General features: G+C 34.5%; 24 protein-coding genes and 2 pseudogenes. 19 read left to right on the top strand and 7 right to left on the bottom strand.

Annotated features, from left to right (window positions below):
* The first annotated feature begins 96 nt into the window (after window positions 1–96).
* From FEU33_RS12830 to FEU33_RS12805, 6 genes are all read left to right on the top strand, one after another.
* Window positions 97–447: a hypothetical protein gene (locus tag FEU33_RS12830; RefSeq protein WP_146549748.1), complete on the top strand. Its 351-nt coding sequence runs from the start codon at window positions 97–99 to the stop codon at window positions 445–447.
* A gap of 381 nt (window positions 448–828) precedes the next feature.
* Entirely contained in the window at window positions 829–2667 is a 1839-nt protein-coding gene (locus tag FEU33_RS12825; RefSeq protein WP_146549747.1) for a DUF927 domain-containing protein, read from the top strand.
* A 91-nt stretch (window positions 2668–2758) separates the two neighbouring features.
* Entirely contained in the window at window positions 2759–3640 is an 882-nt protein-coding gene (locus FEU33_RS12820) for a tyrosine-type recombinase/integrase (protein ID WP_146549746.1), read from the top strand.
* A gap of 17 nt (window positions 3641–3657) precedes the next feature.
* Window positions 3658–4446: a CSN8/SAC3 domain-containing protein gene (locus FEU33_RS12815; RefSeq protein WP_146549745.1), complete on the top strand. Its 789-nt coding sequence runs from the start codon at window positions 3658–3660 to the stop codon at window positions 4444–4446.
* A 389-nt stretch (window positions 4447–4835) separates the two neighbouring features.
* Window positions 4836–5156 (top strand): hypothetical protein, encoded by a 321-nt coding sequence (locus FEU33_RS12810; RefSeq protein WP_146549744.1) that lies wholly within the window; start codon window positions 4836–4838, stop codon window positions 5154–5156.
* A gap of 57 nt (window positions 5157–5213) precedes the next feature.
* Window positions 5214–5411, top strand: a complete 198-nt coding sequence (locus FEU33_RS12805; protein WP_146549743.1) for a hypothetical protein — start codon at window positions 5214–5216, stop codon at window positions 5409–5411.
* An 829-nt stretch (window positions 5412–6240) separates the two neighbouring features.
* On the opposite strand, the gene FEU33_RS12800 is transcribed toward FEU33_RS12805, so the two are convergent.
* Window positions 6241–6777, bottom strand: a complete 537-nt coding sequence (locus FEU33_RS12800; RefSeq protein WP_146549742.1) for a hypothetical protein — start codon at window positions 6775–6777, stop codon at window positions 6241–6243.
* Window positions 6778–6826: 49 nt separating this feature from the next.
* On the opposite strand from FEU33_RS12800, the gene FEU33_RS12795 reads away from it, so the two are divergent.
* The 5 genes and pseudogenes from FEU33_RS12795 to FEU33_RS12770 all read left to right on the top strand — a co-directional run bounded on the left by FEU33_RS12795 (window position 6827) and on the right by FEU33_RS12770 (window position 11945).
* Window positions 6827–8368 carry an Ig-like domain-containing protein gene (locus FEU33_RS12795; protein WP_146549741.1) on the top strand — a complete coding sequence of 514 codons (1542 nt, stop codon included), beginning with the start codon at window positions 6827–6829 and terminating at the stop codon, window positions 8366–8368.
* Window positions 8369–8806: 438 nt separating this feature from the next.
* Window positions 8807–9379 carry a transposase gene (locus tag FEU33_RS12790; protein WP_146549740.1) on the top strand — a complete coding sequence of 191 codons (573 nt, stop codon included), beginning with the start codon at window positions 8807–8809 and terminating at the stop codon, window positions 9377–9379.
* 45 nt (window positions 9380–9424) lie between these two features.
* Window positions 9425–10545 (top strand): annotated as a pseudogene (locus FEU33_RS19150) (YifB family Mg chelatase-like AAA ATPase); the annotation flags it as partial.
* 15 nt (window positions 10546–10560) lie between these two features.
* Window positions 10561–10968, top strand: coding sequence for a magnesium chelatase subunit ChlI family protein (locus FEU33_RS19145; RefSeq protein WP_244951021.1), 408 nt, complete (start codon window positions 10561–10563; stop codon window positions 10966–10968).
* A 338-nt stretch (window positions 10969–11306) separates the two neighbouring features.
* Window positions 11307–11945, top strand: coding sequence for a hypothetical protein (locus FEU33_RS12770; protein WP_146549738.1), 639 nt, complete (start codon window positions 11307–11309; stop codon window positions 11943–11945).
* 202 nt (window positions 11946–12147) lie between these two features.
* Here the strand turns inward: FEU33_RS12770 and FEU33_RS12765 are convergent, their stop codons facing one another.
* Together FEU33_RS12765 and FEU33_RS12760 are read right to left on the bottom strand one after the other, a co-directional pair.
* Complete coding sequence (locus tag FEU33_RS12765; RefSeq protein WP_146549737.1) at window positions 12148–13245, bottom strand: UvrD-helicase domain-containing protein; 1098 nt, start codon at window positions 13243–13245, stop codon at window positions 12148–12150.
* Window positions 13242–14882 (bottom strand): ATP-dependent nuclease, encoded by a 1641-nt coding sequence (locus FEU33_RS12760; protein WP_146549736.1) that lies wholly within the window; start codon window positions 14880–14882, stop codon window positions 13242–13244. The genes FEU33_RS12765 and FEU33_RS12760 overlap by 4 nt, the downstream gene beginning before the upstream one ends.
* A gap of 513 nt (window positions 14883–15395) precedes the next feature.
* Here FEU33_RS12760 and FEU33_RS12755 point away from each other — a divergent pair.
* Both FEU33_RS12755 and FEU33_RS12750 read left to right on the top strand, forming a co-directional pair.
* Window positions 15396–16055 (top strand): RsiV family protein, encoded by a 660-nt coding sequence (locus FEU33_RS12755; RefSeq protein WP_146549735.1) that lies wholly within the window; start codon window positions 15396–15398, stop codon window positions 16053–16055.
* 121 nt (window positions 16056–16176) lie between these two features.
* Complete coding sequence (locus FEU33_RS12750) at window positions 16177–16719, top strand: hypothetical protein (protein ID WP_146549734.1); 543 nt, start codon at window positions 16177–16179, stop codon at window positions 16717–16719.
* Window positions 16720–17143: 424 nt separating this feature from the next.
* On the opposite strand, the gene FEU33_RS12745 is transcribed toward FEU33_RS12750, so the two are convergent.
* The 4 genes from FEU33_RS12745 to FEU33_RS12730 are packed head-to-tail and all read right to left on the bottom strand — an operon-like array spanning window position 17144 to window position 20593.
* Entirely contained in the window at window positions 17144–17839 is a 696-nt protein-coding gene (locus FEU33_RS12745) for an ABC transporter permease (RefSeq protein ID WP_146549733.1), read from the bottom strand.
* A 3-nt stretch (window positions 17840–17842) separates the two neighbouring features.
* Window positions 17843–18763 (bottom strand): osmoprotectant ABC transporter substrate-binding protein, encoded by a 921-nt coding sequence (locus FEU33_RS12740; protein WP_222433421.1) that lies wholly within the window; start codon window positions 18761–18763, stop codon window positions 17843–17845.
* Between the two features lie 15 nt (window positions 18764–18778).
* Window positions 18779–19414 (bottom strand): ABC transporter permease, encoded by a 636-nt coding sequence (locus FEU33_RS12735; protein ID WP_146549732.1) that lies wholly within the window; start codon window positions 19412–19414, stop codon window positions 18779–18781.
* A gap of 27 nt (window positions 19415–19441) precedes the next feature.
* Window positions 19442–20593, bottom strand: coding sequence for a betaine/proline/choline family ABC transporter ATP-binding protein (locus tag FEU33_RS12730; protein WP_146549731.1), 1152 nt, complete (start codon window positions 20591–20593; stop codon window positions 19442–19444).
* Window positions 20594–21955: 1362 nt separating this feature from the next.
* Here FEU33_RS12730 and FEU33_RS12725 point away from each other — a divergent pair.
* The 6 genes and pseudogenes from FEU33_RS12725 to FEU33_RS18855 form a co-directional block, all read left to right on the top strand.
* Window positions 21956–22327: a YwqH-like family protein gene (locus tag FEU33_RS12725; RefSeq protein WP_146549730.1), complete on the top strand. Its 372-nt coding sequence runs from the start codon at window positions 21956–21958 to the stop codon at window positions 22325–22327.
* Window positions 22328–22352: 25 nt separating this feature from the next.
* Window positions 22353–22634: a YwqI/YxiC family protein gene (locus FEU33_RS12720; protein WP_146549729.1), complete on the top strand. Its 282-nt coding sequence runs from the start codon at window positions 22353–22355 to the stop codon at window positions 22632–22634.
* A gap of 142 nt (window positions 22635–22776) precedes the next feature.
* Window positions 22777–24582 (top strand): T7SS effector LXG polymorphic toxin, encoded by a 1806-nt coding sequence (locus FEU33_RS12715; RefSeq protein ID WP_222433432.1) that lies wholly within the window; start codon window positions 22777–22779, stop codon window positions 24580–24582.
* Window positions 24583–24592: 10 nt separating this feature from the next.
* The gene (locus tag FEU33_RS12710; RefSeq protein ID WP_146549727.1) at window positions 24593–25024 is read left to right on the top strand and encodes a YrhA family protein; all 432 of its coding nucleotides are present in this window, start codon (window positions 24593–24595) and stop codon (window positions 25022–25024) included.
* Between the two features lie 520 nt (window positions 25025–25544).
* Window positions 25545–25955 carry an immunity protein YezG family protein gene (locus FEU33_RS12705; protein WP_146549726.1) on the top strand — a complete coding sequence of 137 codons (411 nt, stop codon included), beginning with the start codon at window positions 25545–25547 and terminating at the stop codon, window positions 25953–25955.
* A gap of 306 nt (window positions 25956–26261) precedes the next feature.
* Window positions 26262–26488 (top strand): annotated as a pseudogene (locus FEU33_RS18855) (hypothetical protein); the annotation flags it as partial.

Genomic DNA, 26488 nt, shown 5'->3' with positions numbered 1-26488 from the left:
GAGAGTCTTTTGAAACCCTTGATATGAAAGAGTTTGTGGGGTTGACTATAAATTTTTAGGATGTAATATGGATTTATCAAAAAGGGGGCAATTGGAATGACTAATTATAAAAATCCAGCTTTACCATTTTCAGAAAGATTAGAAGTGGCAACAATAGTAAGTGCAAAAGAAGGGAAAACAGTTGATAACGATAAGATATATTCTCCAACAGTGTTAATTAATTTTGTTTCTGAAAAACACATGCTTTATAAGCAGTCATTTCTAACGGGAATAGGATATGACTATAAAATAAATAAACTTTGCAATATAGCAGTAGGTGAAGATTATGATTTCTTTGATTTAAAAGAACTGATTGGTAAACGTGTTGGGTTGAAAATAAAGCCTAAACTATGGAAAGGGCAAATTTATCAAAATGTTGTAGATGTTTATCCAGCTCCGAAAAAATAATAATACCCGTACTAAATAAATGTAAAGGAGAGCTAAATTGCTCTTCTTTATTGAAAATGGAAAAATCAAATGTAAAAAGGGAAAAGATTTTTATTTGACATAATTTAAAATCTATAATAGAGTTAAATCAGATATTATTCAAGAAAACTAATTTAATATAACTAATTTTAGATGCTTATTTTAAATTTTTAATCCTTATAAATAGAGGGGATAATTATGTCCTTTTCTATAAAGTAAGGGTTTTTTATTTGGAATAGGCATCTTTTATTTTGTCTAACCATACTCCTTACTGAACTTGCACATTGACAATTACATAGTGCTATAACCGAAAAATAATTAGTACGTTATAGGCAACCAATCAAGTATGTAGGAGGAGTTTTAATGGAAATAAAAAAAGTAAAATCTGTAAAGGTAAAAAAAACAGTTGAATCAGTGCAACAATCTACAACGAATGTTACGAAAAATAGTAGCTCTCATTCCAAGTATGAATATGTGAATGGTAAAAGGTATTTTCGTATTTCACCAACACATGTTGAAAAGCTCTTTGAAGAGAAGAAACAAAAAAAGAGTGCCGATGCTCCTGCTTATGAGTATTACTCTCTTTGCAAATATTTAAAAGTGAAATTAATTGAACAGTGTGAAGAAACAAACGATGTAACCATTACACTAGAGTATCTTTTTAATGGTAAGTACCATACAGAAGAAGTTACACGAGACCAGATTTATGTTGTCAGTGAATTACGCAAGTTAGCTAAAAAAGGTGTAGATATTTACGACGGAAATGAAAAGATAGTGAGCTACTATTTAAGAGAACAAGAAAACGATGCACCTTACCAACATGTTTTTACTCACTTGGGATGGTGTAAAAAAGACAATGGTGACTTAGTGTATAAACACTTCAAACAAATTGGTCACGATGAAAACCAGTCAGAGTATCGTGGCAAGTTTGACATAAAACCTAAAGGTTCATTTGAAGGTTGGTTACACATCATCAAAGAGCATGTAATCAATCGAAAGTATTTAGAGTTTATTCTAGCTGTGGGTTTTTCTGCACCAGTCGTTGGACTATTTTCAACTGAATTTGATGGGGATTCCCTACTGTTTCACATCTACGGAAAAAGTTCACGAGGGAAAACGACTGCAACCAAATTAGCCGTTTCACCTTTTGGTAAGCCCACTAAGACGGGAGATGGATTCATCAAAAGTTGGGGAGCTACCATGAATGCTACCTTTGTTCCGCTCCGTAATAACTTTGGTGTTCCAATCGTTTTTGACGAAGCATCTATGTCAAAAATTAAAGATTTCACTTCTATGATTTACATGTTTGCAGAAAATCGAGAAAAAGAACGCATGACCAAGGATGGACAACTACGTGAACAAGGTAAATGGGCTACTACCATCATATCAACTGCTGAACACTCTCTCTTTGAAAAAACCAATAGTAATGAGGGATTACGTGTAAGAGCATTTGAAGTAGGAAATGTCTATTGGACTGAATCAGCGGAACATGCCAATGCAATCTCAGAAGGTGTGTTAAAAAACTATGGTCATGCAGGAATCGTCTTTGTAGAATATCTCCAAAAACTAGGCATTGATACTATTCATGAACGATGCAAGAAATGGAGAAAACAATGTGAGAGTTCACTACCTTCATCTGAATACTTGTCACGAGTTTCTGAAAAATTTGGTATTATTCTTGCTACTGCTGAAATGATGAACGAAGTATTCAACTTAACGCTAAATTTAGACAGCATGATGAGTGTGATGTACGAAATGGAAGAAGAATCAAGACAAGAAAGAGATGCAGATGACAAAGCATATCAATTTATCGTCGAAGAAATTATTACTAATCATAAGAATTTTATTGTAAATAATCGACAATTTGGAAATGAGTGTTGGGGCAAAATCCAAATGACTTCACCAAAAGCAGAAGTATCCATTTTGCAAAATAGATTTAAAGAATTAATTGAAAAAGCAGAGGTGACGAATCTAAAAGGAGTCCTAAAGGTTTGGAAACAAAGAGGCTACCTTAAAACAGAGGCTGGAAAAAATACTAATCGTCGTATTGTAACAAACAACGAACGAGAAACAGTTTATGTTGTACTAGTAGAACACTCCTTGTTACAAAAATATGTTGATAAACAAAGTAACGATATTTTTGTAGAACCAGTGGCAGAGGAAGATATTGGCTTGCCATTCTTGAATAATCAAAACGTTTAATGGTGCAAAGGTAGATGTTTCTACCTTTGCACCTCTTCATTAGAAAACAATGTAGCAATTTGTACAAAACAATTGAAAGGAAGTTATTGAAATGGAAATAACAATCGCTAAAATACCTTTTGGAACAGCTGCAAAAGAATTTCTATCAGATTTAGAAGCTAAAAATATGAGTCCGAATACCATTGATGGATACCGTAAAGATTTACGACTCATTCAAAGACACATTGAAAATCAACTAAATCGCCCCATGACATTAAAAGACTTCACAACCGAATCCATCGAAGCATTTCTCATAAACTTGCAAGAAGAGCATCATTACCAACCTGTAAGCATTAACCGCCATCTTAGTACCTATCGTTCATTTTCAAAGTATTGTGTGAAAAAGAGATATGCTTCCATTCTAGTCACAGACCCAATCGAAAAACGTAAATGTCCACAGAAAGAACGATGCTTCCTAACAGCAAAAGAAGTAGAAGTTCTAATCGCTAACATTAAGCATCCTCACATTCATGCTTGTGTACAAACTCTCTATTTCACAGGGCTACGAATCAATGAATGTTTAACACTTACATTGGATGATGTTGACTTAGAATTGAAAAAGATTCATGTCCGTCACGGGAAAGGGGATAAAGAACGATTTGTACCAATTAACGATAAATTGGAGCAAATTCTACAAAACTATCTCACTAATGTACGAGAAGGAACAGGAAATATGTTCTTTTCGCTAAAGAAAACCAATAGCCTTTCTCGACAATATGTTAATCGTGAATTAAACAAGGTAACGAAACAACTTGGTTGGAATAAACACGTTACTGCCCATGTTCTAAGACATAGTTTTGCGACCAATTTGGTTTCATCTAATGTAAATATTGTAGCAGTGCAAAAATTACTAGGGCATTCAAGCCTAAAAACAACATCGTTTTACCTTCATCTTGCTAATGAAGAACTAGTAGATGCCGTTTCAGTTCTGTAAAAGGGAGGATAATTAGAATGACAAGTGCTAAACCAATCTACAATACAAGAGTTTACGAAATACTAGAAGGGTTACAGAATGGAAAAGATAGAGATACATTGGCAGAGGATTTTGGTCATACAGATTATCATTCCATTGATATGTACATGCGTAGAAGAAATTTTACATGGGACAAGGTTGAGAAAACCTATGTCCCTAAATTTTACGAACAACAAAAGAAAACGAAACAGGTAGTACAAAGAAAAACACAACGAATCATTGAATACCTTTCAGAAGGGATTGAATTAGATGAAATAGCTCAGCGTGTAGGGTTAGATGATATTGAAACCTTAGGGGAATACATGACGGAAAAAGGCTACAAATGGGATGCAGATAAACGTACCTACATTGAGTTAGCAGGCATAGTAGATTCCGATGGTGTAGTTCAATCCATTCCAAACAAAATGGAAGGTCAACCAAAGAACACCACAGTCATTCATCAAGAGCCAAAGAAACAAGAGACAGGTACAAATGAATTGACTCAATACCAATCAAGCATTGAATGGTTACATGAACATCTTCCACAATTACAAAAATTGATTTCAGATGAAGAAACTAAAGACTCTTCACAATTTCCTCGGTACAAAATTCGTGGGGATGCAAAGGTTAAATCCATTCAAATGGCTTTGGGATTACAAGCAGTAGCGAATCAATTTTGCCAAGAGTTTAACATTGTACAAAAAGAATTCTACGAAGTAGCAATCATTGAATGTTTGATAAAGTACGGCTATCATTTTGAAGTACAAAACCTGTTGAAAAATACCTAAACCAAAGGGCACAACGGTTTCTTTTGTGCCCCATTCCCCTCCATGACACAAAGACATTCCCACTCACAAAACCAGTTGTAACAAGGGCTGACCACTAAAACCCCAATTTCCCCACCTTTGAAAACAAAGTACATAAATAAGTGTAAATAATATTTTTGTCTATATAGTGAGTTATGGTTACAACTGCTTTGGAGCAGTATTTTGCTTATGGGTAGTTTTGCTATTAGTTGTTTTTGGGTTATTGTTCATTAAAGATTGATGTATGATTGAAGCCTTGTTTTCAAAACAAGGCTTCAATACTTTTTATTCAATATTGTTCTTCGTTAATATTTTTTGATAAAATTATATAATAATGGAAATAATATCTGCCTTGATAATGGAGGAATCATATGGAGTTATTCAATAGATTGAAAGTATTTTTTAATCAGTCAATTTTTTTCATTCAATTACATTGGACTAAATTAATGTTAGTTGGTTTTGGTGTTTTAATAGAAGCATTTTTAGCAATTGGTGATGTCACTATATTTATGGCTTTTCCTGAAAGCTTTATACCAGCTTTAATAATTGGTTTATTATTTGTATTAAAAGATAAGTTAAAGCCTGTTATTTATAAAGAAATCATCCAAAATAGATTTGCGTTAACTATTGTATTATTTTCATTTTCAATTACTTTGTATTTGAATTTCTTCGAATGGATACAACCTTTTTAGGAATTGTATAGTTACGAAAGGTTTGCGATTTCATCAAGAGATGGGAGTTGAAGTCAAATGAAAAGAACATTGATGTCTCTAGGTATATCATTATATATCATTTTTGGTGGAGGTTTTTTAATTCGATTTGTAAGAGATGGAGATTTCTACATTGCAGAGTTTATTGGAGGAATTCTAGGAATTATTTTATTAATGATTAGCTTGTTTATACCTAAAACACATGATGCTGGTAACAGCACAGAACATTATCTGTGAGGATTATTTTTTTTAACGTTATGGGTTTGGAAGAGTGAGTTATGGTGACAACTGTTTTGGAGCAGTATTTTGCTTATGGGTAGTTTTGCTATTAGTCGTTTTGGGATTTTTGTTCATTAAAGATTGATGTATGATTGAAGCCTTGTTCTCAAAACAAGGCTTCAATTAGTATTAAAGTTATCCGAAAAATAATAGTTTCTACTATTATAATAGAGCTAGTTATTGTCATTATTTATTACCAAAACTATTGGTAATTTCCTTTTCAGCTTGCTTCTTTTTCTTGAAGAGAAAACCAAAAACCATTATTCAACCTCTTTTCTTATGTAAGTAATTACCAATGTATGTTTTTATAATTATGTAATTGAATAAATTATACCAGTTTTTAGGTCTAACAGATTGCAAAGCTTGAATGGTTTTTGGTAAATGGAACAAGAGGAACTAAGTACATTCTGCTTTATCCAAAGAATGCGGAGCAGGGCAAAGTTCGGCAACACCCTATCTCTCTAAAATGATTAGATTGAACTTTTTATTATGGTTGATTTAAAGTGGGGAAATTGGGGTTTGTTTGGAAAGTGTTATGTACCATGAATTACTAGTAGGGATGAAAGAAATGATGTGAGGGGTAACTAGGGAAGAGTAGTACAATGAAAGAATTTTATGTGGAAGAAAACTATTGATGGACTTTTTAGATTCTTTTTTTTTAACAGCTTTTTATGCAAGAAGTTTCTTTATTTTTGCTTTTGATGAACTGTTGGAAATGATGCCACTTTTTAAGAATCTCTTGCGGCACATGGTCTAGTGAAGGTGTTTATAAGTTTCCAATTTATGGTTAGTAAAAAGCGATTAACGCTAAAGAAATTAAAGTTACATTCAATAAATCAATCGATGAAGCTTCTGTAATTGGCACTTCTGATGCTCTTACTAACATCACAGTAGCTAAAGTTGGTGCAACAGCTGAAGCTGGCTTAACAGCTAAATTATCTGACGATAAAAAATCATTAACTATTATTTCAGGTACAACATTTAATGGTGAATACAATGTGGCAGTTACTGATTCAGTAAAAACAACAGCTGGAGATAAAGTAGAAGCTTCTACTAAACTTGTGAAAGTTGAAGATAAAGTAGCTCCTACATATGTAGGCTTCACTAAAGAAAATGCTTCAACATTTGTATTTAACTTCTCTGAACCAATCAATGACAAAGGTTCAATCGTATTTAAAAATGCAGATGGCTCTATTCTTACAGTTCCTTCTTCTGACATTACAGTAGATGGTTCTTCAATTAAAGTTGTTCTACCTGCATCAGTAGAAGCTGGTAAAGATATTACAGTATCATTTGCTGGACTAACTGACTTCGCTACTAACATTCTAGAAACACCTTTCTCAGTAACTATTCAAAAAGGTGCTAAAGATGGTGTGGCTCCAGAAGTATCTAGCTTAACTCCAGTTAATGCTAAAAAATTCACAATCAAATTCTCTGAAGAAGTTCAAGGATTTGATGTAGCAGATTTAACAGTTGCTAATTCATCAGTAAAATCTGTTACTCAAGATAAAACTGACAAAACTAAATATGTTGTTGAATTAGATACTGCTGTATCTGGTTTAACAAAAGTAGACGTATCTACTGATTATGCAGATTTAACAGGAGAACCAGGTAAAGCATTTACACAATTAGTAGACTTCACTGCTGATACAGTAAAACCAACTGCAACAGCTGCTATTTCTGTAAACAAAGATGGTAACCAAGTATTAACATTTACTACAAGTGAAGATACTACTAAAGCTGTATCAGGTACAGTTACACTTCCAGCTAAAGCTGTTAAAAACTTTGTAACTACTACTGGTACACTTACATTTGATGCTTCTAAATTAGTACCAGTAACAGGCTCTTCAACTCAATATACAGTTGCATTAGCTGATGTTAAATTCACTCCTGCTAGTGGTTCAGCTGCAGATTTAGTTAAAGATACTACTTATACAGTAGACTTAGTTGCAGATGTATTTGCTGATGTAACTGGTAACAAAAACGAAGCTAAAACTGCAGCATTCTCATTTACTCGTGGTGCTGATAAGGATGCTTCTAAACCTGTATTAACAGCTGGGAATATTACTGTTGTTGACAACGACACATTTACAGTAGACTTTGGTACATCTGTTGAATTAGATAATTCAACTGTTGTAAACAAAGCAAATTACTATGTTGCAGGTGCGACAATTGATTCTGTTACTTTAGATGGCTCAGGTAAAGCTACAGTTAAACTTGTATCTGGTTCAAACAATTACACTGGTAACCGTACTGTTAAAGTAACTGGTGTTAAAGCTACAAACGGTAATGTTATGGATGACTTTACTACAACTAAATCATTTAATGAAAACGTAAAACCAACTGTTCAATCTGCAAAAGTTACTAATGTTGTTAAAGCAACTGACGCAGTAACAGAAGTAAAAGCAACTGCTGTTTCTAGTGATGAAACTTTAGCTACTGCTACTTATGATGGTACTCAAAATGGTTCAGCAGTATATACTTATAACAATACTACATCTGCATGGGAATATACTTCTGGTGATGTAATTAGTGGATTAAATGTAGCGTCAGCAGTTGGTGCAACTCTAGCTGGTGGTGAACAAGTTACAGTAACAACTACTGGTGGTGTTGCTGGTGCAAGTGCTACAGCTGGTACAACAACTATTACTTTAACATTAAGCGAAGAAGTTAAAGTTTCTGCTAACCAAGATTACAAAGTTTACATCGCTGGTAAAGAAGTTTCAGGAACAGTGGCTTCAGTAACTGCAAATCCTACAGCTTCTAAAACTGTAACTGTATCAGTTAATAAAGAATTAACTTCTACCGATATTGCTAATGGTGTAACACTAGTATCTGATGATTACAAATTAGTAGATACTGCAACCAACACAGCAGATATCGCTTCAACTGGTATTAAAGTTACTTTAAACTAATTAAAAATTTCTATCAGGTTTAAAATAATCTAACCGATTATTTATCCACTCCCTTACCTTATTGGGCGAACGGATTCAAAGAGACTCCTATCTTCTTCGGAAGATAGGAGTTTTTTAGGTGCGCCCGGCATAAGTGATTACTTGGTGGTGAAAGTCCGCTACAGACTTGGCAGTAGGAACTGTTAGCCAAGTTCAGGTGCCAGGCACTGAAACAATTCTGACAATGAACTACAAATTAAGTCCTTAACTCTTCCAACGAGTTCATAAGTTCAAGTGCCAGTCACCGAAACAATTTAAGTCCTTAACTCATTCCTAGGGTGAAGGTTTTTTTGCTTATTCTGCTTATGAATATCCAGCAAAAATTTATTCCAATATTCAATATATTATTCTAGTATATTCCTTTTCTATCTTATATAATCAGAAGAAAGGAGGTTATATATGCCTAGAAAAAGAAGGGCCTGGAGTCCTGATTTGTTTTATCATGTGGTGATGCGTGGCAATAATCGACAGGTGATTTTCCAACATGCGGAGGATTATGCGGAATTTTTTCGCTCGCTCTATTATACGTATAATCGGTATCCTTTTGAGATTGTGGCGTATTGTATTATGAATAACCATTATCACCTTTTGATTCGTTCCCCAAACGAGTCTTTGAGTAAGGTCATGGGTACGCTGAATAAGCGATACAGTGACTATTTCAAGCGAAAATATCACTATTGTGGTCATTTATATGAGAGTAGATATTTTGCTGAAGCTACGATGGATGCAAAGGGAATTCTTGCAGCTAGTCGCTATATTCATCGCAACCCCATTGCGACGAAAAAACCAATGGTTGAGCGAATGGAGCATTATTCTTATAGTAGCTATTATCTTTACAAAACCAACCAACCCCACAATATCCCCTATATGATAACTACATTTTTGCCGTCTTGTATGCCTGTATACTCCAAACAAACGATTGAAGATTACTGTCTTTTTTGTGAGCAAGATGAGAAGGAAATGAATGACTAAATATGTCTACTGCCCATTATGGCAGGATAAAGAAAGGAGCTATTTATGACTATATGGAGTGTTGGTCTTGAAGGGATGCGAGGTTATCGTGTCCTGATTGAGGCGAATATTCGAACAGAAAAGGAAATATGTACGATTATTGGACTACCTGATATTTCGATTAAAGAATTGAAAGAACGGATTTTGAGTAATTTACATGCACTTGACTACGATCTATCCATGAAAAAAATCACCTTGTAGCTGTCTCCATCTGATAAAAGAAAAACAGGAACCGGCTATGATGCAGCAATGGTCTTAGCAGTGATCGAGCAATTAGTCGATATGCCTCTTCAAATAGATGCAGACACATGTGTATTGGCCGCATTAACATTAAATGGTAAGCTCGTTTCTTTTCATGGCATGATTCCATCCATTCAACAGGCGATTGAATTAGGATTTAAACGGATCATTTTACCAGCAGTTGATTTATATTTCCTTGGAAAAGTACCACATGTGGAATTCATCACGATAGATGATTTGCATCAGCTTGTACAATACGCAAAGGGACAAACCCTTTTACATTTACCAGATACTAAGATTCAACCTTTTATACGAGAAAGGGAAAAAACGAATAAAGAAACGGATTTTGCTGCGATTTTTGGTCATGCAAAAGCCAAACAGGCATTGGAAATTGCAGCAGGAGGTGGACATCATATTCTGCTCAATGGTCCTCCTGGGTGTGGGAAAAGTATGTTGGCAGATGCCTTTCAAACCATTTTTCCTGAGTTAACACAGGAAGAGATGTTAGAAGTATACAGCATTTATCATTTAGCCAAAGAACCATTTACCTTTTCGATGCGTCCATCCTATAGAGCGCCACATCATTCCTCCTCCTCTACATCTTTAATCGGAGGAGGAACATATCCAAAGCCTGGGGAAATCTCATTAGCACATCGAGGCATACTGTTTTTAGACGAATTAGGCGAATTTTCACGAAAAACACTTGATATGTTGCGTCAGCCAATGGAAACAGGTGTGGTCAGCATCAGTCGTGTGCGACAAACAGTCACTTACCCTGCCGATTTTACACTTATTGCAGCAACCAATCCTTGTCCATGTGCGGCTATTATGGTTCAAACGATCATTATTGTACTTGCTCACCGAACGAAATTCGAAAATACCAGCTAAAAGCATCTGGTCCATTGCTTGATCGTTTCGATTTTCAATTATTTTTACAAAGTGTTCACCTCTCACATCAAGAAACAAATGAAGACTCAAATACCATCCGCCAACGAGTAACAAATGCAAGAAATCAACAAAAAAAGCGTTATCATCATCCATCATTTTTAAATAGCACAGTACCATCTGATCAACTTATACAGCTCTGTGGCATCACCAAACAACAACTCGATCAATTAGCCGTTACCTGTTTCCACGAAAAATGGAGCAACAACCGCACACAACTTAAAATCATCCGAATCGCAAGAACCATTACAGACCTTGCAGGAACAAAAGACATCACAGATACAGCCATAGACGAAGCCATTTCATGGAAAAAACATCTCAAGCACAACAGCCAAATCCATCCTAACCATACAAAAAGTCCTTAACTCGTTGGAAGAGTTAAGGACTTAATTTGTAGTTCATTGTCAGAATTGTTTCGGTGACTGGCACCTGAACTTGACTCGTTGTCAAATGGTATTTGAGTTTTCACTTTCTTGATGTGCATGTGCAGACCACTGAAAAAGTTCGTTTTTTATAAAATATGATAAAAATCAACTTTTTAATTGTTTCGGTGCCTGGCACTTGAACTTAGTATAAGTAGTGTAAGACAAACGATGGTCACCTATAGATACCAAAAATATCAAAAATTTACGATAGAAAATTGTGAGACTTTAATTGCAGAATAGATATATAGCCTAACAATAACTAAAAAAGGAGAATATAAATGCTCAAATTTTGGAAAAGAATTTTCGTTTTTATGATTCTTATTTGCCTAATAACACCCAATATAGGAGATGTTCTGGCAAAAGGGAATAAGACTCGATATTCTACAACTTTAAAATCTTCATCTGGAAAACAATACAAGATCAAACTGGCAGGGATAAATGATAAATCAGGTATTGCATCATGGAATTCGGACAAACCATATGAGATGGTTTGGGCAGGAGCAAATGAGGGAGATCGAATTTATCATGGAAACTTTCAATTTTATGTAAATAACATAAAAAGCTCACAAAAATTAAGAAACTACACCTATAATAAGACACAACAGATGGTTTACAAAATTTCTTCAAAATATAAGGGACAACCAGATTTACTACTTATCTCATCAGCAGAAACTAGTAGTTATCGTTCGACATCAGTCTACTATATGTATAATGGCAAACTAAAAAAGGCTAAGAACGGTTTAGGCAATACCCTAAGGCCCAAAAATATTGGCAAATATAAATTTAAAGTTGCTATATACAACAATGCATATAATCCACCGGGATATATAATTAATTATTATCAACTTAATGTAAAAAAAGGGACTTTTAAAAAATATAAAAGTATTTTTAGAGAAGGCGGTTATCTTAAATGGTAGTTTAATTATCCTTCTCTTAAGAGTAGAGTTTATGTGAAATAGAATAGACTCTACTTTTTATCAACTAGTATCCCTTTTTTAAACACAGGTGCCAGCCCACTATTTTAAATACTTTTCTGGCACAAAGACATGTTTTATCCCACCAGTATAGGAAGCGACTCCGTATGGATCGAATAATTGTTTCGGTGACTGGTATCTGAACTTAATATATTGGCAGTATATTTGTTTCAGTATTATTTTCACATACAATAGCAACACTATATTTTGCTCTTGTCACAGCTACATAGAATTTACATTTTATTTCAAAGCTATTGAAATCCATGTTATTAAACAGCCAATCTGAAATTTTTTGTGTTGGATAAATCAGAACTCTATCGCGAGTTGCTCCTTTAGATTCACCAAAATTTTTAATTTCGTAATTGCTGTTCACTTTTTTTGCTCTGGAATATCTTAATTGTGTCGGAGAATATTCTTTTAAATATCGTTTAATGTCTTTTTCTTTTACCAGTAACACACCATCATGTCCTGTTTTTTTATCTTGCAATGATTCACATTGCGGATATTCTGGAAATAGACTATTTGCAAAATCACATATGATTTGATTATTACGCCAACTTCCTTTAAGAGTATCCGTATCAACATCACATATAGATTTACACTCGTTGACTATGAAATCTTGTATTTTCCCGTCTGAATACTTTCTATATTTATCTGCAAAGTGTGTATGGTAGGTTACTTGTCTGGGGTCACCAGCGATTTTAATTATAGAGTCGGTTTTGAACAGAAGTTTTATAATCTCTAAATCATAACCTGCCATATCTTGTACTTCATCTATAAATATGTATTTAAAAAGAGCGGAGATTCGTTCAATTACATATCCATTATTTTTTTCATTGCAACGAACTACAAATTTTGAAAGCTTATCAGAATATATTTGAAAATCGTTTGTGAAATAATGTTTCTCGATTTCATCTTCTTTAAAATATACTGGGAATTTTCCATTTCTATATTTAATTCCAGATTTTTGGTTTACAAGAAATAAACCGTTTATTGTTTTATTTGTTAATTTTCCTTGGTATGGTTTTGCACCATGTTCTATCAGAAAAGAAAACCAAGTCCTAATTGTAACGTGTGATGGAATGATTCCATTATTTAATTCAATAAATTTTCTTTTTATTTCTCTTTCATTTTCTTCAGTAAAGGTTGTGATTAAAACGGTATCAGTACATTTAATAGCTTCTTTGACTAAAAGAGTTGTCTTTCCAGCACCAGCAGAGGCAATAAGAAGTTTATTTTTCATAATATTGCCTCCATAATATACTTAGGGTAGTCAATCTTGTTATTAGATGAAAATATTTTTAAAGCACAATCTGTTTTATGGGATTTCATAAACTTATGTAATTCGTCATCTTTAGAATAATCAGTGCCAAATATAGAATTAAGTGTTTCTAAACTATTTGCTTTTAAAAGAAGTGGTTCCAAAGTATTGTAATTAAACGGTTTTTTATCTTTTCCTAAAGTTAATGCTCCAGTGTATTCGTTTTTGTCATAACAAATTTCAATGTTATTTTTTTTATTTTTTCCAATATAGTCACTATATTTTTTTTCTAATGCTTGTATACTTCCATCATTATCTGTAACAACTTTCACAGGCAAATCTAAATGTTTAGCAATCTCTAAAAATCTAAGGAATGAGGTTCCAACAGAGATAATTTCTACTCCATCTTCAATAGGAAGTTTTCCGTTATGATTATCCATATAAGCTCTTTGAAGTACTAATTCATCTGAATCTCCCTCAACTAAAATAGCTTTTTTGCAAAGTATTAATCTTAAAGTGTCATAGCCAGACACTTTCTCAAAAAAATCTTTAGATTCTAAAGCATCAAAACGGATTGTTTTTTGCTGATTTAATAATATCAAATTATCTAAACCTAATTTATTAGAAACCAAACTACTATGAGTAGATATGATAATTTGTTTATCATCATAATTATCCTTTATATTTTTTAATAATTGGTTAAGTCGAGTATGGCTGATATGACATTCTGGTTCTTCTATAAGTATAACTGAAGAAGATTCAGCTTTTTTATTGGATAATGCTAAATCAGTTTTTACTATAGCCTGTTCTCCCTTTCCAATAAAATCAAAAGGAATTTTATCAAGTTGTGTGATAAGGCTACCATCCCAAGTTGAGCGTGAGCCTAAGTCTACTGTTAATTCTATTTCTTTATTACTTAACTTTGAAATGTTTGTTATCTTAGAGTTAATATTAGTAATTGATGGGTCTTTTGAAAATGTTTCTTTTATTTTCCGATAAGCTTGAGCAACTTTTGTCTTTTCATCTGGATCAAGTATATTTTGAACAATTCTTGATATATAAATATCTGAACCATTTTGAAATTTGCTAAAACCTACATCAATAAACGAAGATTTAATTGGAATACTTCTAGATGTTAATGCTTTTCGGGCAAATGAATACCATTCCACATCATAGTATTCTATTGGTAAACTTGCTATATCACCAGCAGTAATTAATGCTTCGTAGTCTTCTCTGTATTTTTCATCTAAAGCTATTTTTAGTGCAATTCCACTTGTCTTGCCAGCTGTATTCTTTTCAGAGAATTTATCTCCCTCAAGTATTGGAAAGCTTCCATTCATATACAATTCAATAAGAATATACGGTGGTTCTGTTGGAATACCATTGTTTACATCCTCTATATATTGATTAACGACATTGTAATTAAACAAATATTGAGTTAGGTTTCCTCTTATAGATTTCCCTCTAAAAATCCCACTCAAAGCTAAATGAATTGCTTCCAGTATAGTTGATTTTCCTGCTTCATTATTTCCTACTAAAATATTAATCCCACTCTTGAGATCCAATATGAAGCTTCCATTAATACATTTGAAGTTTTCAATTTTTATCTTCTCAATCATTATTTCCTCTCCTCGTATATTAGTAATAAGGGCTTTGATTCAAACTTCAATCTCATAAGCCCCCTACTAAGCCTCCTTTTAAATATATCTAATAATATTATTTTATACTTTTAAAATTTATTGAATATTAGTAAAAATATGATAGACTCATAAAACTATTTATAAAAAGTACTGATTTACTTATTATGTAATGTCAATATTTTTAGAAACTACTTTTTATCAAAGCTAATGAACAAATAGAAACTTCCATTTGAAATGAAAGGATCACTCACCAATCTGTCCTTTCTTAATTGCTACTATAAAAGATTAATTTCTCGCCAATTCATTTTTTCATACCCATATAAAAAGTCCCAAAAGGAGTATAGGACTTAAATTATAATTCATTTTCAGAATTGTTTCGGTGACTGGCACCTGAACTTAGAGGATGTTATAATGGAAAAATCATGAAAATAAATAGGTTTTCAAATCCTGATTTTATAGTAAAATAGAAATATAAAATTAGGAGGGATTTACATGGAGAAAAGATTCATTTCTATGATGGGCATGTTAATGATATGTCTTTTAGTAATTACGACATTTTCTAATAATGTATCCGCAACAGGACCGACCGTTAAAATTAAGCACTATAAAAACAACAAGAACTTCCAATATGCAGTCATAAGCGGTACAAAATATAAGAATGCGAACGCGAAGATGTTGAAATACACGAAAACCGTCTATCAAGCAAATGCAAAGCTTCAAACAAGATTGAAAAAAGATTTGAAAGCAGGAAGAGCTATGAAAGGCATGAAGTATTGGTCAACTGTCAGCTGCAGGAAAAGATACAACACAACCAACAAAACCAGTATTTTATGTATAAATGATACATACGATGGTGGTGCGCACGGTATGCCATATGTGAAATCTTTTAATCTTTACAAAGGCAAAGTAATCAGACTTAAATCTGCATTCAAATCCGAAAGTAACTATACAGCTGGTAAGAAATATGCGAAGAACTATATGTTGAATCATCCGAACAATTACCCATTCGCTGATCAACAAACAACCATTGCCGGTCACTCATTCATCTGGACGAAAAAAGGTCTTCAAGTCGTATTCGATCCATATGAGGTCGCTTCATTTGCAGGTGGCATAAAATATGTACCTGTACCAGGAAAGTATTTGAAGAAATGATTGAAGATAAAAGTTTATAGAATTAAAACGAAAAGTATATATAGTCCAAGAAATGTAGGTAGTTAAAAGTAATTAAAATTTACACATTGATATATCAAATAGTATTCGAGGAGAGATATCGTTGAAAAATTTATTAAAAATCATATTATCACTTTCACTTTTAAATTTTGTTGCTTTATCGTTTATAAATTTATCAGCTGAGGCTTCTAAGAAAACGAGCTACTTAATGAATAAGAAAAAACTATATACTTATTATCGTTATTCCTCCGATACTATCACTGTCAAATTTAAGCAAAAAACTAGTTATGGCTATGACGAGTGGGTAAATAAAGATAATGTACCTTGCTTTGCATATAAAGAAACAAAAAAAGGCCTTTATGATTCATTTAGAACAAAAATCATTTCTTACCCAGTTAAAAAAGGAAAGGTGTGGTATAACGATAACTATAAATTTAAAATAATAGATTCTAAAAAAACGATTAAAACAAAAGCTGGTATTTTTAAAAATGTAGTTGTTGTTAAAATAAGTGATAGTATAGGAAAAGATTACCGTGTGAATTATTATGCTCCGAATGTAGGTACTATATTATCATCTCGTGCTGATAAGTCTACCAATTATAAAGTCAAAAAAGATTATGTATTAATTAAATTAAAAAGTAAATGAATCAATTTCATAAATCATTTTCTTCTAAAAAAATACGAACGTTTAATAATAACTAATTTTGATAGTTGTGGAACGGAAGACGGCGACTCCTACGGGAAAAGCTTGAGCTGAAAGCCCCGCAGGAACGTAGTGACGAGGAGATTGAAGCCAAGCCCGTGGAAAGCGCCGTCTGGAGAGGAACAAAAATTTCTGAATATTAATGTTCATGCTGATTTAAAATGTTCGTGTTTTTTATCTGAATCTTGCATTATGAAATTGATTCAAATGAATAGAAATATAATAAAAAATCCAAACTATGAATCAAAATCCTAATTAGGATTTCACATAGTTCGGATTTTCTTTTGACCATAATTCTATAAGTTCAATTATTCAGCTTTGGAAGAGGCTCATTTAGTTCCGTTCCTCTTAGCCTCTTGTTAAACAATCAGTCCTTTAAAGACTGAATAGTAGGTGTTGTTATTTTTTTGTGCCGTTTGACTGGGTCTAGTCTTCGTTCAATGATACCGAGGATCACATCAGTAAATACAGCCATTAATGCAGTGGGTATTGCACCAGCAAGTATAATCGCTGTGCCATTTGTTGCGTTGGTCCCTCGAATGATAATATCACCGAGTCCACCAGCACCGATAAATGCGCCAATAGCGGTTACGCCAATGGCTACTACTAATGCTATGCGGATGCCGGCAGTTATAACGGATAGTGACAGTGGGAGCTCAATCATATAGAGCACCTGAGTACGGGTCATGCCCATTCCTTTACCAGAGTCGATCAAGTTTTTGTTGATATTCTTGATCCCCGTATAAGTATTTTTAATAATGGGCAACAACGAATAAAGGAATACGGCTACTATTACAGTTTGTTTGCCAAGCCCCATGCTTAGCATTAAAATAGCCAGTAACGCTAAAGCGGGTATGGTTTGGATAATATTGGCGATCGTAATGATAAAACCAGCCAATTTACTATATTTGGCGATTAAAATACCAAGTGGAATGCCGACAATGGCTGCTAAAAGTACGCCGTAAACAGAGATCAGAAAATGTGCTAAAAATTGTTGAAATACATAGGTCCCATTCTCAGAAAAGTAGTAGAGGAATTGCTGAAACGTATTCATATCACTCATAAGTTATTCCTCCTTTTGATCTTCAAAATAGTTGTTTTTCTCCAAAAAACGTTTAGCAACAATTGCGGGTTCGATTAAATCATTGTCTGCTTCATAGTTCAGTTTTTGCATTTGTTCCGTTGAAATCTTGCCGATGAGTTTTTCAATGGCTTTTTTAACTTGTGGTTTTTCCTCTAGTAATTGATTGACTGCTAATGGGCTAGCATCATAAGGAGGGAAGAAGTGCAGATCATCCTCCAAGACGACAAGATCGTAGCTGGCAATACGACCATCTGTTGTATAACCTAGGACGATATCCATCTTATTGGCCGCTAAAGCATCATATACCAGACCGATTTGCATGGGGTAAACATCCTTAAAATCAAATCCATAGGCTTTCACAAAATCCTTATAACCATCGCCAGCACGATTGACCCATGAGGAATCGACACCAGCTTGTAAGTTTTTGGCGATATTTTTTAAATCACTTACTTTTTTAAGATTGTACTTTTTAGCTGTCTCTTTGGTCACCATAAAAGCATACGTATTGGCAAAACCATACGAATCAAAGAATGTTTGATCAAAACGTTCTTGGAATAATTTTTGTACTAATGCCATGGCTTGTTCAGGATCTTTGAGGGGTTTTTCTTTTAAAGCGCCAGTTAAATCCGTACCAGTGTAACGTACGGCTGAAATATTCGCATCGCCATTTACCATGGCTTGATGTAATACAACACTGGAACCAAGATTATTAATCATTTCGACATTTTCATCCGTATAATGTTCAATCATTAGTTTGATCATATTTCCCATAATGTTACTTTCGGTTGTTGTCATTGTAGCTATTTTGACTGTTTCTTCGTCATCTGAACTATTCCATGAACAAGCAGATAAAACTAGCAGCAAACTAGCAAGGACAATGACAAGCATTTTCATCTTTTTCATCTTGTTTGCTCCCTTCTACCGTTCAATTTTTAGTCCTTTTGGTGTTGCTAAGCGTTCGATTTTAGCTAATATAAATTCAGCTAATAATGCTAGTAAAGTGACAAGAATTGCACCACCAATGATGAAATCAGGTTGATATAGATTTAATCCATTAAAGATAAAATCACCAAGTCCGCCAGCACCAATATAGGAGGCTAAAGTTGCCCATGAAATGACATATACAGCGGATAGTCGAATACCTGACATAATAACAGGAATGGCTAATGGGAGTTCGACCATGAAGATCGATTGTACACGAGTCATTCCCATACTGATGCCTGCCGCTTTAAGATCTCGATTGACATTATTTAAACCAATATAAGTATTATTTAGAATAGGCAAAAGTGTATAGATAAATAATGCGATAATGGCAGGTACTTTCCCGATCCCTACAAATGGAATCATCATAGCAAGGATCGCAAGGGAAGGCAGCGTTTGAAGGATACTTGTAATACTTAAAACAATCTTCGCTATTCTTGGTGTTTTGGTTAAGATCACACCCAACGGAACGGCAACAATAATACCAAGAAGTAGAGAGATTGCAGATATATAGAAGTGCTCCCAAGTTTTCTGGATGATGGCATCACTATTGTTGGTGATAAAATCGATCATCTTCTCATATCCCTTCTATTTTGTTTCTTATTGTTCTTGTTGTTGGTTTGATTGACTCTCATCCTCATCTCCCCAAATGGTGTCATAAACAATATCTACAATATTGGCACGAGTGACAAGACCTAATAGTCGATGTTCATCATCGACAACGGGGATGTTTTTTAAATTACGTTTTAAAATACGACGAACAGAATCTTGAAGTTTAGTGCCATTTTTGACATAGAAAATCTCTTTTTCCATTGCGTCCGAAACAGAGTTCGTTTTATGACGCGCTGCTGTCAATCCTTCTACGTCGATCAATCCTTTTAAATGATTCTGCCCATCTACTACAAATAATGTATCTACACGTTTCTTCACCATTGTACGGATGGCATCATCAATACTTTTTTCAAGAGAGATTGTAACGGGGGTGATCATAACATCGTCCACTATTTTGGCGCTCGGTTTTTCTTGGATTAAACGGTGAGAACCAATAAACTCGCGAACAAAGTCATTTGCAGGGTGTGACAAGATATTATCGGGGGTATCAAACTGTATAACTTTACCATTATGCATAATACAGATTCGGTCTGCTAATTTGATGGCTTCATCCATATCATGGGTAACGAATATGACCGTCTTCCCAAGACGTTGCTGTAAATCCTTGATAAGGTCTTGTAAGGTGTCTCGCGTAATGGGGTCTAATGCGCCAAATGGCTCGTCCATTAGTATAAGGTCCTGGTTTGCAGCAAGTGCACGAAGTACGCCGATCCGTTGTTGCTGTCCACCTGATAATTGTACTGGATATAGGTCAAGATAATTTTGTGGTAGATTGACCAATTCTATCAATTTTTCCGCTGTTTGATCTTTCTTTTCTTTTGACCATTTAAGAAGTCGAGGTACTAGTGTAATGTTTTCGCGGATCGTCATATGTGGCATCAATCCAATTTGTTGGATTACATAGCCAATGCTACGTCTTAAAGAAACTGGGTTTTTTTTAGAGAGGTCTTGACCATCTACGGTGATGGTTCCTTTGGTTGGTTCGATCATTCGGTTGATCATACGAAGCGCAGTCGTTTTTCCACTGCCACTTGTACCGATAAAAGCGACAAACTCGCCACGCTCAATTTCGATATTCATATCATCAACCGCTTTTTTTCCTCCCTTATAGATTTTAGATACATGTTCCATTTTTAGCATGAAACTCACTCCTTATTGTTTTTCACATCAAATTACCCTGATTTTCAAAAATATTACAAATAAAATATGGAAAGGTAAGAAAAGTAAGCGCTTTTATCCCGCTTTAACGGGCAGTAAGACTCCCATCTCAAGATATAGAGAGAAATAAGAAAGATAGATGGGGATTATCCACTGCCCGTAAAAGTCCGATAGGTTCAGCTAACCATCCGTGGGGGATGAAGAGAACCCCCACGGATGGAGTTTCACTTTATAAATAATTATTTACAAATCAGGGGATGTTTAATTTAAACATTCATGAGCTTTGGGTTTTCAATCCATGCATGAAATATAGAAAAGGAGAAGGCGTTCTAACTCACTGGAAGAAGCATTCTCATATAAAGTGTATCAAAGATTTCCATTTAAATAAAGGGATGGGGGGTACCCTGTGGAAATATGACACTTTAAAAAGTCAATAAAAGTTAACAAAAGGTCCTAAAAAATCACAAAAGATTACAAAAAAATCAGGTGTCAGGCAGCATATCTGAACCATTCATCTCCTTTGCTGAGGATTTCATTCTACTCATGATTAAAATACAGGTTGACGTTCTTTTGAGAGTGAAAAATGTATGTTGTATACTTTTTCTTCAACTGCTCATTCCTTCTATATTTGATGGCATAATTGTCCAAATATAAAGGAGTTTTAATAATTGGACGGTTTGTTTCTGTATTGGCTTTTATCCGAACGATTTTAGTGATCTTAATATATTTATCCACAATTGTGTTTACTTTTATTTTAGGGTGAAAGTCCTTAAAGTTCATAAGGAAATCAAAGCGCTTCTAAAAGGAATATCTGTCAAGCTAGATTAAAAAGATTAGAAGGGGAAACGCTTCTTTTTTTGTCATAACATCGGCGTACAGTGTATGGATTATTCTTGTTTTCTTCTAAAATCTGCAGGTGATAGGCGCTGAAACAATTCAGACAATAGTGTGCAAATGATGTCCTTCATCTCTTTAGGGGTTAAGGACTTTTTCTTTAGATAGTCTTAGATTTGGGTACCAGTAAATTAGTTTATATTTCCTATTTTGCATTAGAACAAATAGGCAAAAATAATCTCAATAGTATGTTTTTTACATGGTATAATTGATAAATATTAACATAATAGAATTCCATTTTTAATGGATGATAATAATTATTGAATGATCCTGAAAGATTTTAGAAAATTTTTGTTTTTTATCCCGCTTTAATGGGCAGTAAAGATCCCCATCACAAGGTTTAGAGAGAACCAAAAAAGATAGGTGGGGGATTAACTGCCCAAAAAGCCCGATTGGTTTAGCTAACCATCCACTGATGGAAGCTTCACTTTATAAAAGGGGGAGGAACCTGTGTCTTTAACGTATTACTATGCACTTTTAAGTGAAAAGCAATATCAACTTCAAAGGCTTCAGAACTGTAGCAATCAGCTACACATATATCAACAAGAATTGATTGGGTATGAAAAAAAGCTGACACAACCTGACCTCTCCAGTCATACCTGGCAAGGGGTATTAGGTAATAAGTTTGATCAAACTCGCCATGAACAAATGAAGACAAAATATCTTGAGCTAGACACGCAACAATTTGATGCCGTTTATAAGGCCATAAGCGACAAAACGAGCAGCTTACAAAGTGAAATCAGTACGATCAAGCAGACGATTCAAAGTCTGGAAGAAGCTCTTGCCGCTGAAAAGGAGAAAGAGAAGGCAAAAGCAAAATAGCTGAAATCAAAGGAGACGCGATGGGATGAGTACGGAAATTAAAATCAAACAAACGGACATTGACCAAGCCCTTTCTAAGATGAAATCCTCCACAAATACGCTTCATACTTCGCTCCCTTCTGCAATCGGTGAGGATAATGTTCTAACGGTCATCCAGAAATGGAAAGACGTCCATCAAGCACTCGGACAAGTGTTAGAATCCTACAAAGTTCTATTAATACAAAACGAGGAAACCAGCCGACAAGCTGTTCAAAGCATGGTCGAATTGGATGAAAAGCTGGGAGATCACCATCAAATGCTGAAATGAGCCGTTTATGAAGGGGTAGAAGAGGTAGGAAAATCCATTTCATTACGAAGTAGTAAAAAGTGGTGGATACCCCCGACTGGTTTAGCTAGCACACAGTGAAACACAAAACGGATCAAGTTGAACGAAACGTAAAGGCAGGTGGATCGTTATCACAAAGGTACTAGATGTTGCAGGTTTACAGAATGGCATCGAGAAAACGCTCAAGTCCTTAAAGAATAAACAAACTGAGATGGCGGAGATTCAAAAAGCGGTACAAGGGATACTGGCGCTGGAAGATGCCTTTAAAGGACAAAGTGGGGATGCAATTCGAGCCTATTATCAAGAAGTGCACCTGCCATTTATCTCCTATTATCAAGCTTTTATAGCCGATTACGAGCGTCAACTAAAAGCTATGGACCATGAATTACAAAAGCTAGAATCCGCCGAAAATGGCCGGATTGACGAAGCTTTTTTAACAGAGGACTTAAAAAATAGCCTCCAAAACACAGCCAATCGTACCATCACCCTCACAGATGAAGCTAACCAAACCATTCTTTCCATCCAAGATATTGTGGCTACACCATCATTGAATGATGTCTCTTTTCTGGAGGAAGTGACGGACGCGCAAAAACAAATTCAGACGACAGTAGAAAAAGTCCATCGATTTGATTACAATCAAAGTAAAGCCTTAGAAGAATTATCCAATGATGTGTCGAACATGCAAAATTACATAGATGGCATCCAAGCGCAGATGAAGAGTGGAAAGCTACAACTAGCCAACTATACCATTGGCACATTAAGCAAGTATCAGCTAGATAGCTGGCTGAAGGATGAGGTGGGAAGTACCTGTTCAAGAGTAGAGACAGAAGAAGTGGATCGCATCGAAGAACTGCAAAAGAAACTCGCAAAAGCTTCTACACCAAGTGAGTATTTAAAAATCGCGAAAGAAATAGGCATCGAAAATCTCAATGATGACCAAAAACAAATCGTCACTATGCTGGAAACCGCGGAGGGCATCTCAAAGGGTCTCCTTAAAGCGGGAAAAGACTTTGTAAAAGGCATATTTGACTTCGTCACTCATCCCGCAAAAACAATAGAAAGTACAATGGATGCCATTGCTCATCCCATCGAAACGTACGATTATCTTTCGAAATCCATTACTGATTCCTTTCAGCGGGATGTCATCAATGGGGATGCCAAGTCACGCGCACAATGGATCTCCTACGCATTAGGAACCCTCGGATTATCCGTAGTGGGTACCAAAGGATTAGGCGCTGTAACGAAGACAGGAATGACCACAGTCAAAGCCACCGCTAAAGTAGGAGTCCGCAAGGTAAAAGGCGCAGCCCAAAAAATCCCGACGCTCGACCTGTATCCGTATGCGCCCCAACATCAATTAGTTGGTGTGAACGCAGGGGTTGTGCCTTATAATACGGTGAATAGTGTTGGGTTGAGAGATCAGTTGATTTCTATGGCGAAAATGGAGACGATGGGTAGCGATAAGGTAAGTATCACTAAGAATGCTGAACATGTGGGTAAATTAAAAGGTAAAGAAGTATTGCTAAAGGACATCTTTGAAAAAGAAATAATCTATACTAAGCGTGATCGAGAAGAATTTAAACAATTGAGAAATAAATTTAATAGTTCTGTTAGAAAAAACTTTCTACAAGATCTAGTCAGCAATGAGAAAAAAATTAAACAGCTCATAAAGGCAGGTATTACAGAAACAGATATTAAAAATCTAAAAAAAGGATTGGTTCCAGATGGATATCAGATTCATCATAAACTTCCTTTAGATGATGGAGGAACAAATGATTTTAAAAATTTAATACTAATTAAAAATGATCCATACCATAAAGTTCTTACTAATTCACAAAAAGATTTGACTAAAGGCTTGAATGTTGAAGACTCAATAAATATTAAGTGGCCAATCCCAGAAGGATTTATATACCCAACAACTAAAAAATAGAGGTGAAAATATGGTTTTAGAATTATTAGAAGATATTGAGAAAATTAAAAATCAAGATGGAAAGTCCATTATGTTACCTGCAAGTGATAAAAATATTCAATCCATAAAAAAGTGGACTTCAAAGAATGTACGTGAAAATCTATGGATAAAAGAATACGAAAATTTATTAAAAAAAGTAGATGGTTTAGAATTTAATGGATTAGTTATCTACAATGCTCAACCTAATGATAAAAATAATGGTTTTATCGGAGCAAATGAAATTTGGAGAGATAGGGAATGGGATAACAATTATTTGTTTTTTGGAGATTCAAGTATTTCTTGGTACTGTATGGATATAGATAAGGATGTGTTTCTTGAACTAGATAAGCCAAGTGGGGATATTGTTCAGAAATATAACGGCTTTGAAGAAATGATTAATGAAGCATTGAAGAGTGTATTATAAAACATTAAAAGTTCGGTGTGAAGTTTTGGTGTCAGGCACTCAAACAATTCTGAAAATAAGATACAAATAAAGTCTTTAATCTCTACAAAAATTGAAGGCTTTTTAAATCCGAATTATTTTAATTGGATTCATTAGCATTTGAACGGGATGTGGTCAATGGAGATGCCAAGTCACGAGCGAGATGATCTCCTATGCATTAGGAAACGTCGTATTATCCGTAGTGGGCACCAAAGGATTAGGCACTGTAACGAAGATAGGAATGACCACAGTAAAAGAAGCCAAGTCAAGTCCAAAGAATTGTGTAAATTAAAACACAAGGTTACAGTTTCATTTGTATCCAAGATTTGTATTTTTAAGGCTTGTTTTATTTTTTTCTGTGAAGGGGGTACCCCCTTCACAGAAAAAATTTCGCGTTTATAAAGATAATTCTTCTCGTCCTTCAAAGTTTGAAGTAGAGTATAAAATTAACGAAAAGAAGTATGAAGTTAATTTAAATAATTATAATGGGAGGTAGCTAAAATTGGAGACAAAAAACATGGAAGTCACCTACCAAAAAGTAGCGAATATTTTAGTTGAAATGATACCAGAAGAATGGGAAAAGATTTTACTATATGCTGAGGTTAGAGAGGGATTTTCTCAAATCTATTTCTATTACTATCCAATAAATCAAAAACAACCAGTATATAGCTTGGATATTGTAGATGTTTTTAATATCGATAAAACTTTGCATAGAAAATTAAAACAAGAACTGTACGAATGTTTTGAAAAACTTTGGAATGAATTTAAAGTTCAAGGTCAAGAACAGTGGACAAATTTAACATATATCTTAGATAACATGGGGCGAATGAAACTTAACTATGGGTATGAGGACATATCAGAAATTAGTTCTGAAGAAAAACAGGATAAGTGGGAAGCTGAATACTTAGTGTAAACAACAGTAGGTTGGTCAATTGACTTTTAGGTTTAGGTGTCTGTCCCCAAAACTATTTAAACAAAAGAATACAAGCTATAGAATTCCCCTTTCTCAAGTATGTAGATTGGGAGACTTTTTAATTTTTAACATGGCTGGAAGGTCATTGAAACAGATCGGATAGAAAAAGTCGATTGATTTGATTACAATCAAAGTCAAGCCTTAGAAGAATTATCCAATCTATACAAGCGGCACATTAAGTCAGTATCAGATGGCTGGCTGAAGGATGAGGTAGGAAGTACCTGTTCAAGAGTAGAGACAGAAAAAGTGGATCGAATTGAAGAACTGCAAAAGAAACTCGCAAAAGCTTCCACGCCAAGTGAGTATTTAAAAATCGCGAAAGAAATAGGCATCGAAAATCTCGATGATGACCAAAAACAAATCGTCACTATGCTGGAAACCGCGGAGGGCATCCAAAAGGGCCTCCTCCAAGTGGGAAAAGACTTTTTAAAAGGAATTGATGATTTTATAGACGATCCTGGAAAATCAATAGA

Source organism: Rummeliibacillus suwonensis (assembly GCF_007896435.1).
In the GTDB taxonomy this organism is placed as follows: domain Bacteria; phylum Bacillota; class Bacilli; order Bacillales_A; family Planococcaceae; genus Rummeliibacillus; species Rummeliibacillus suwonensis.
This window is presented reverse-complemented; position numbering and strand designations above follow the sequence as displayed.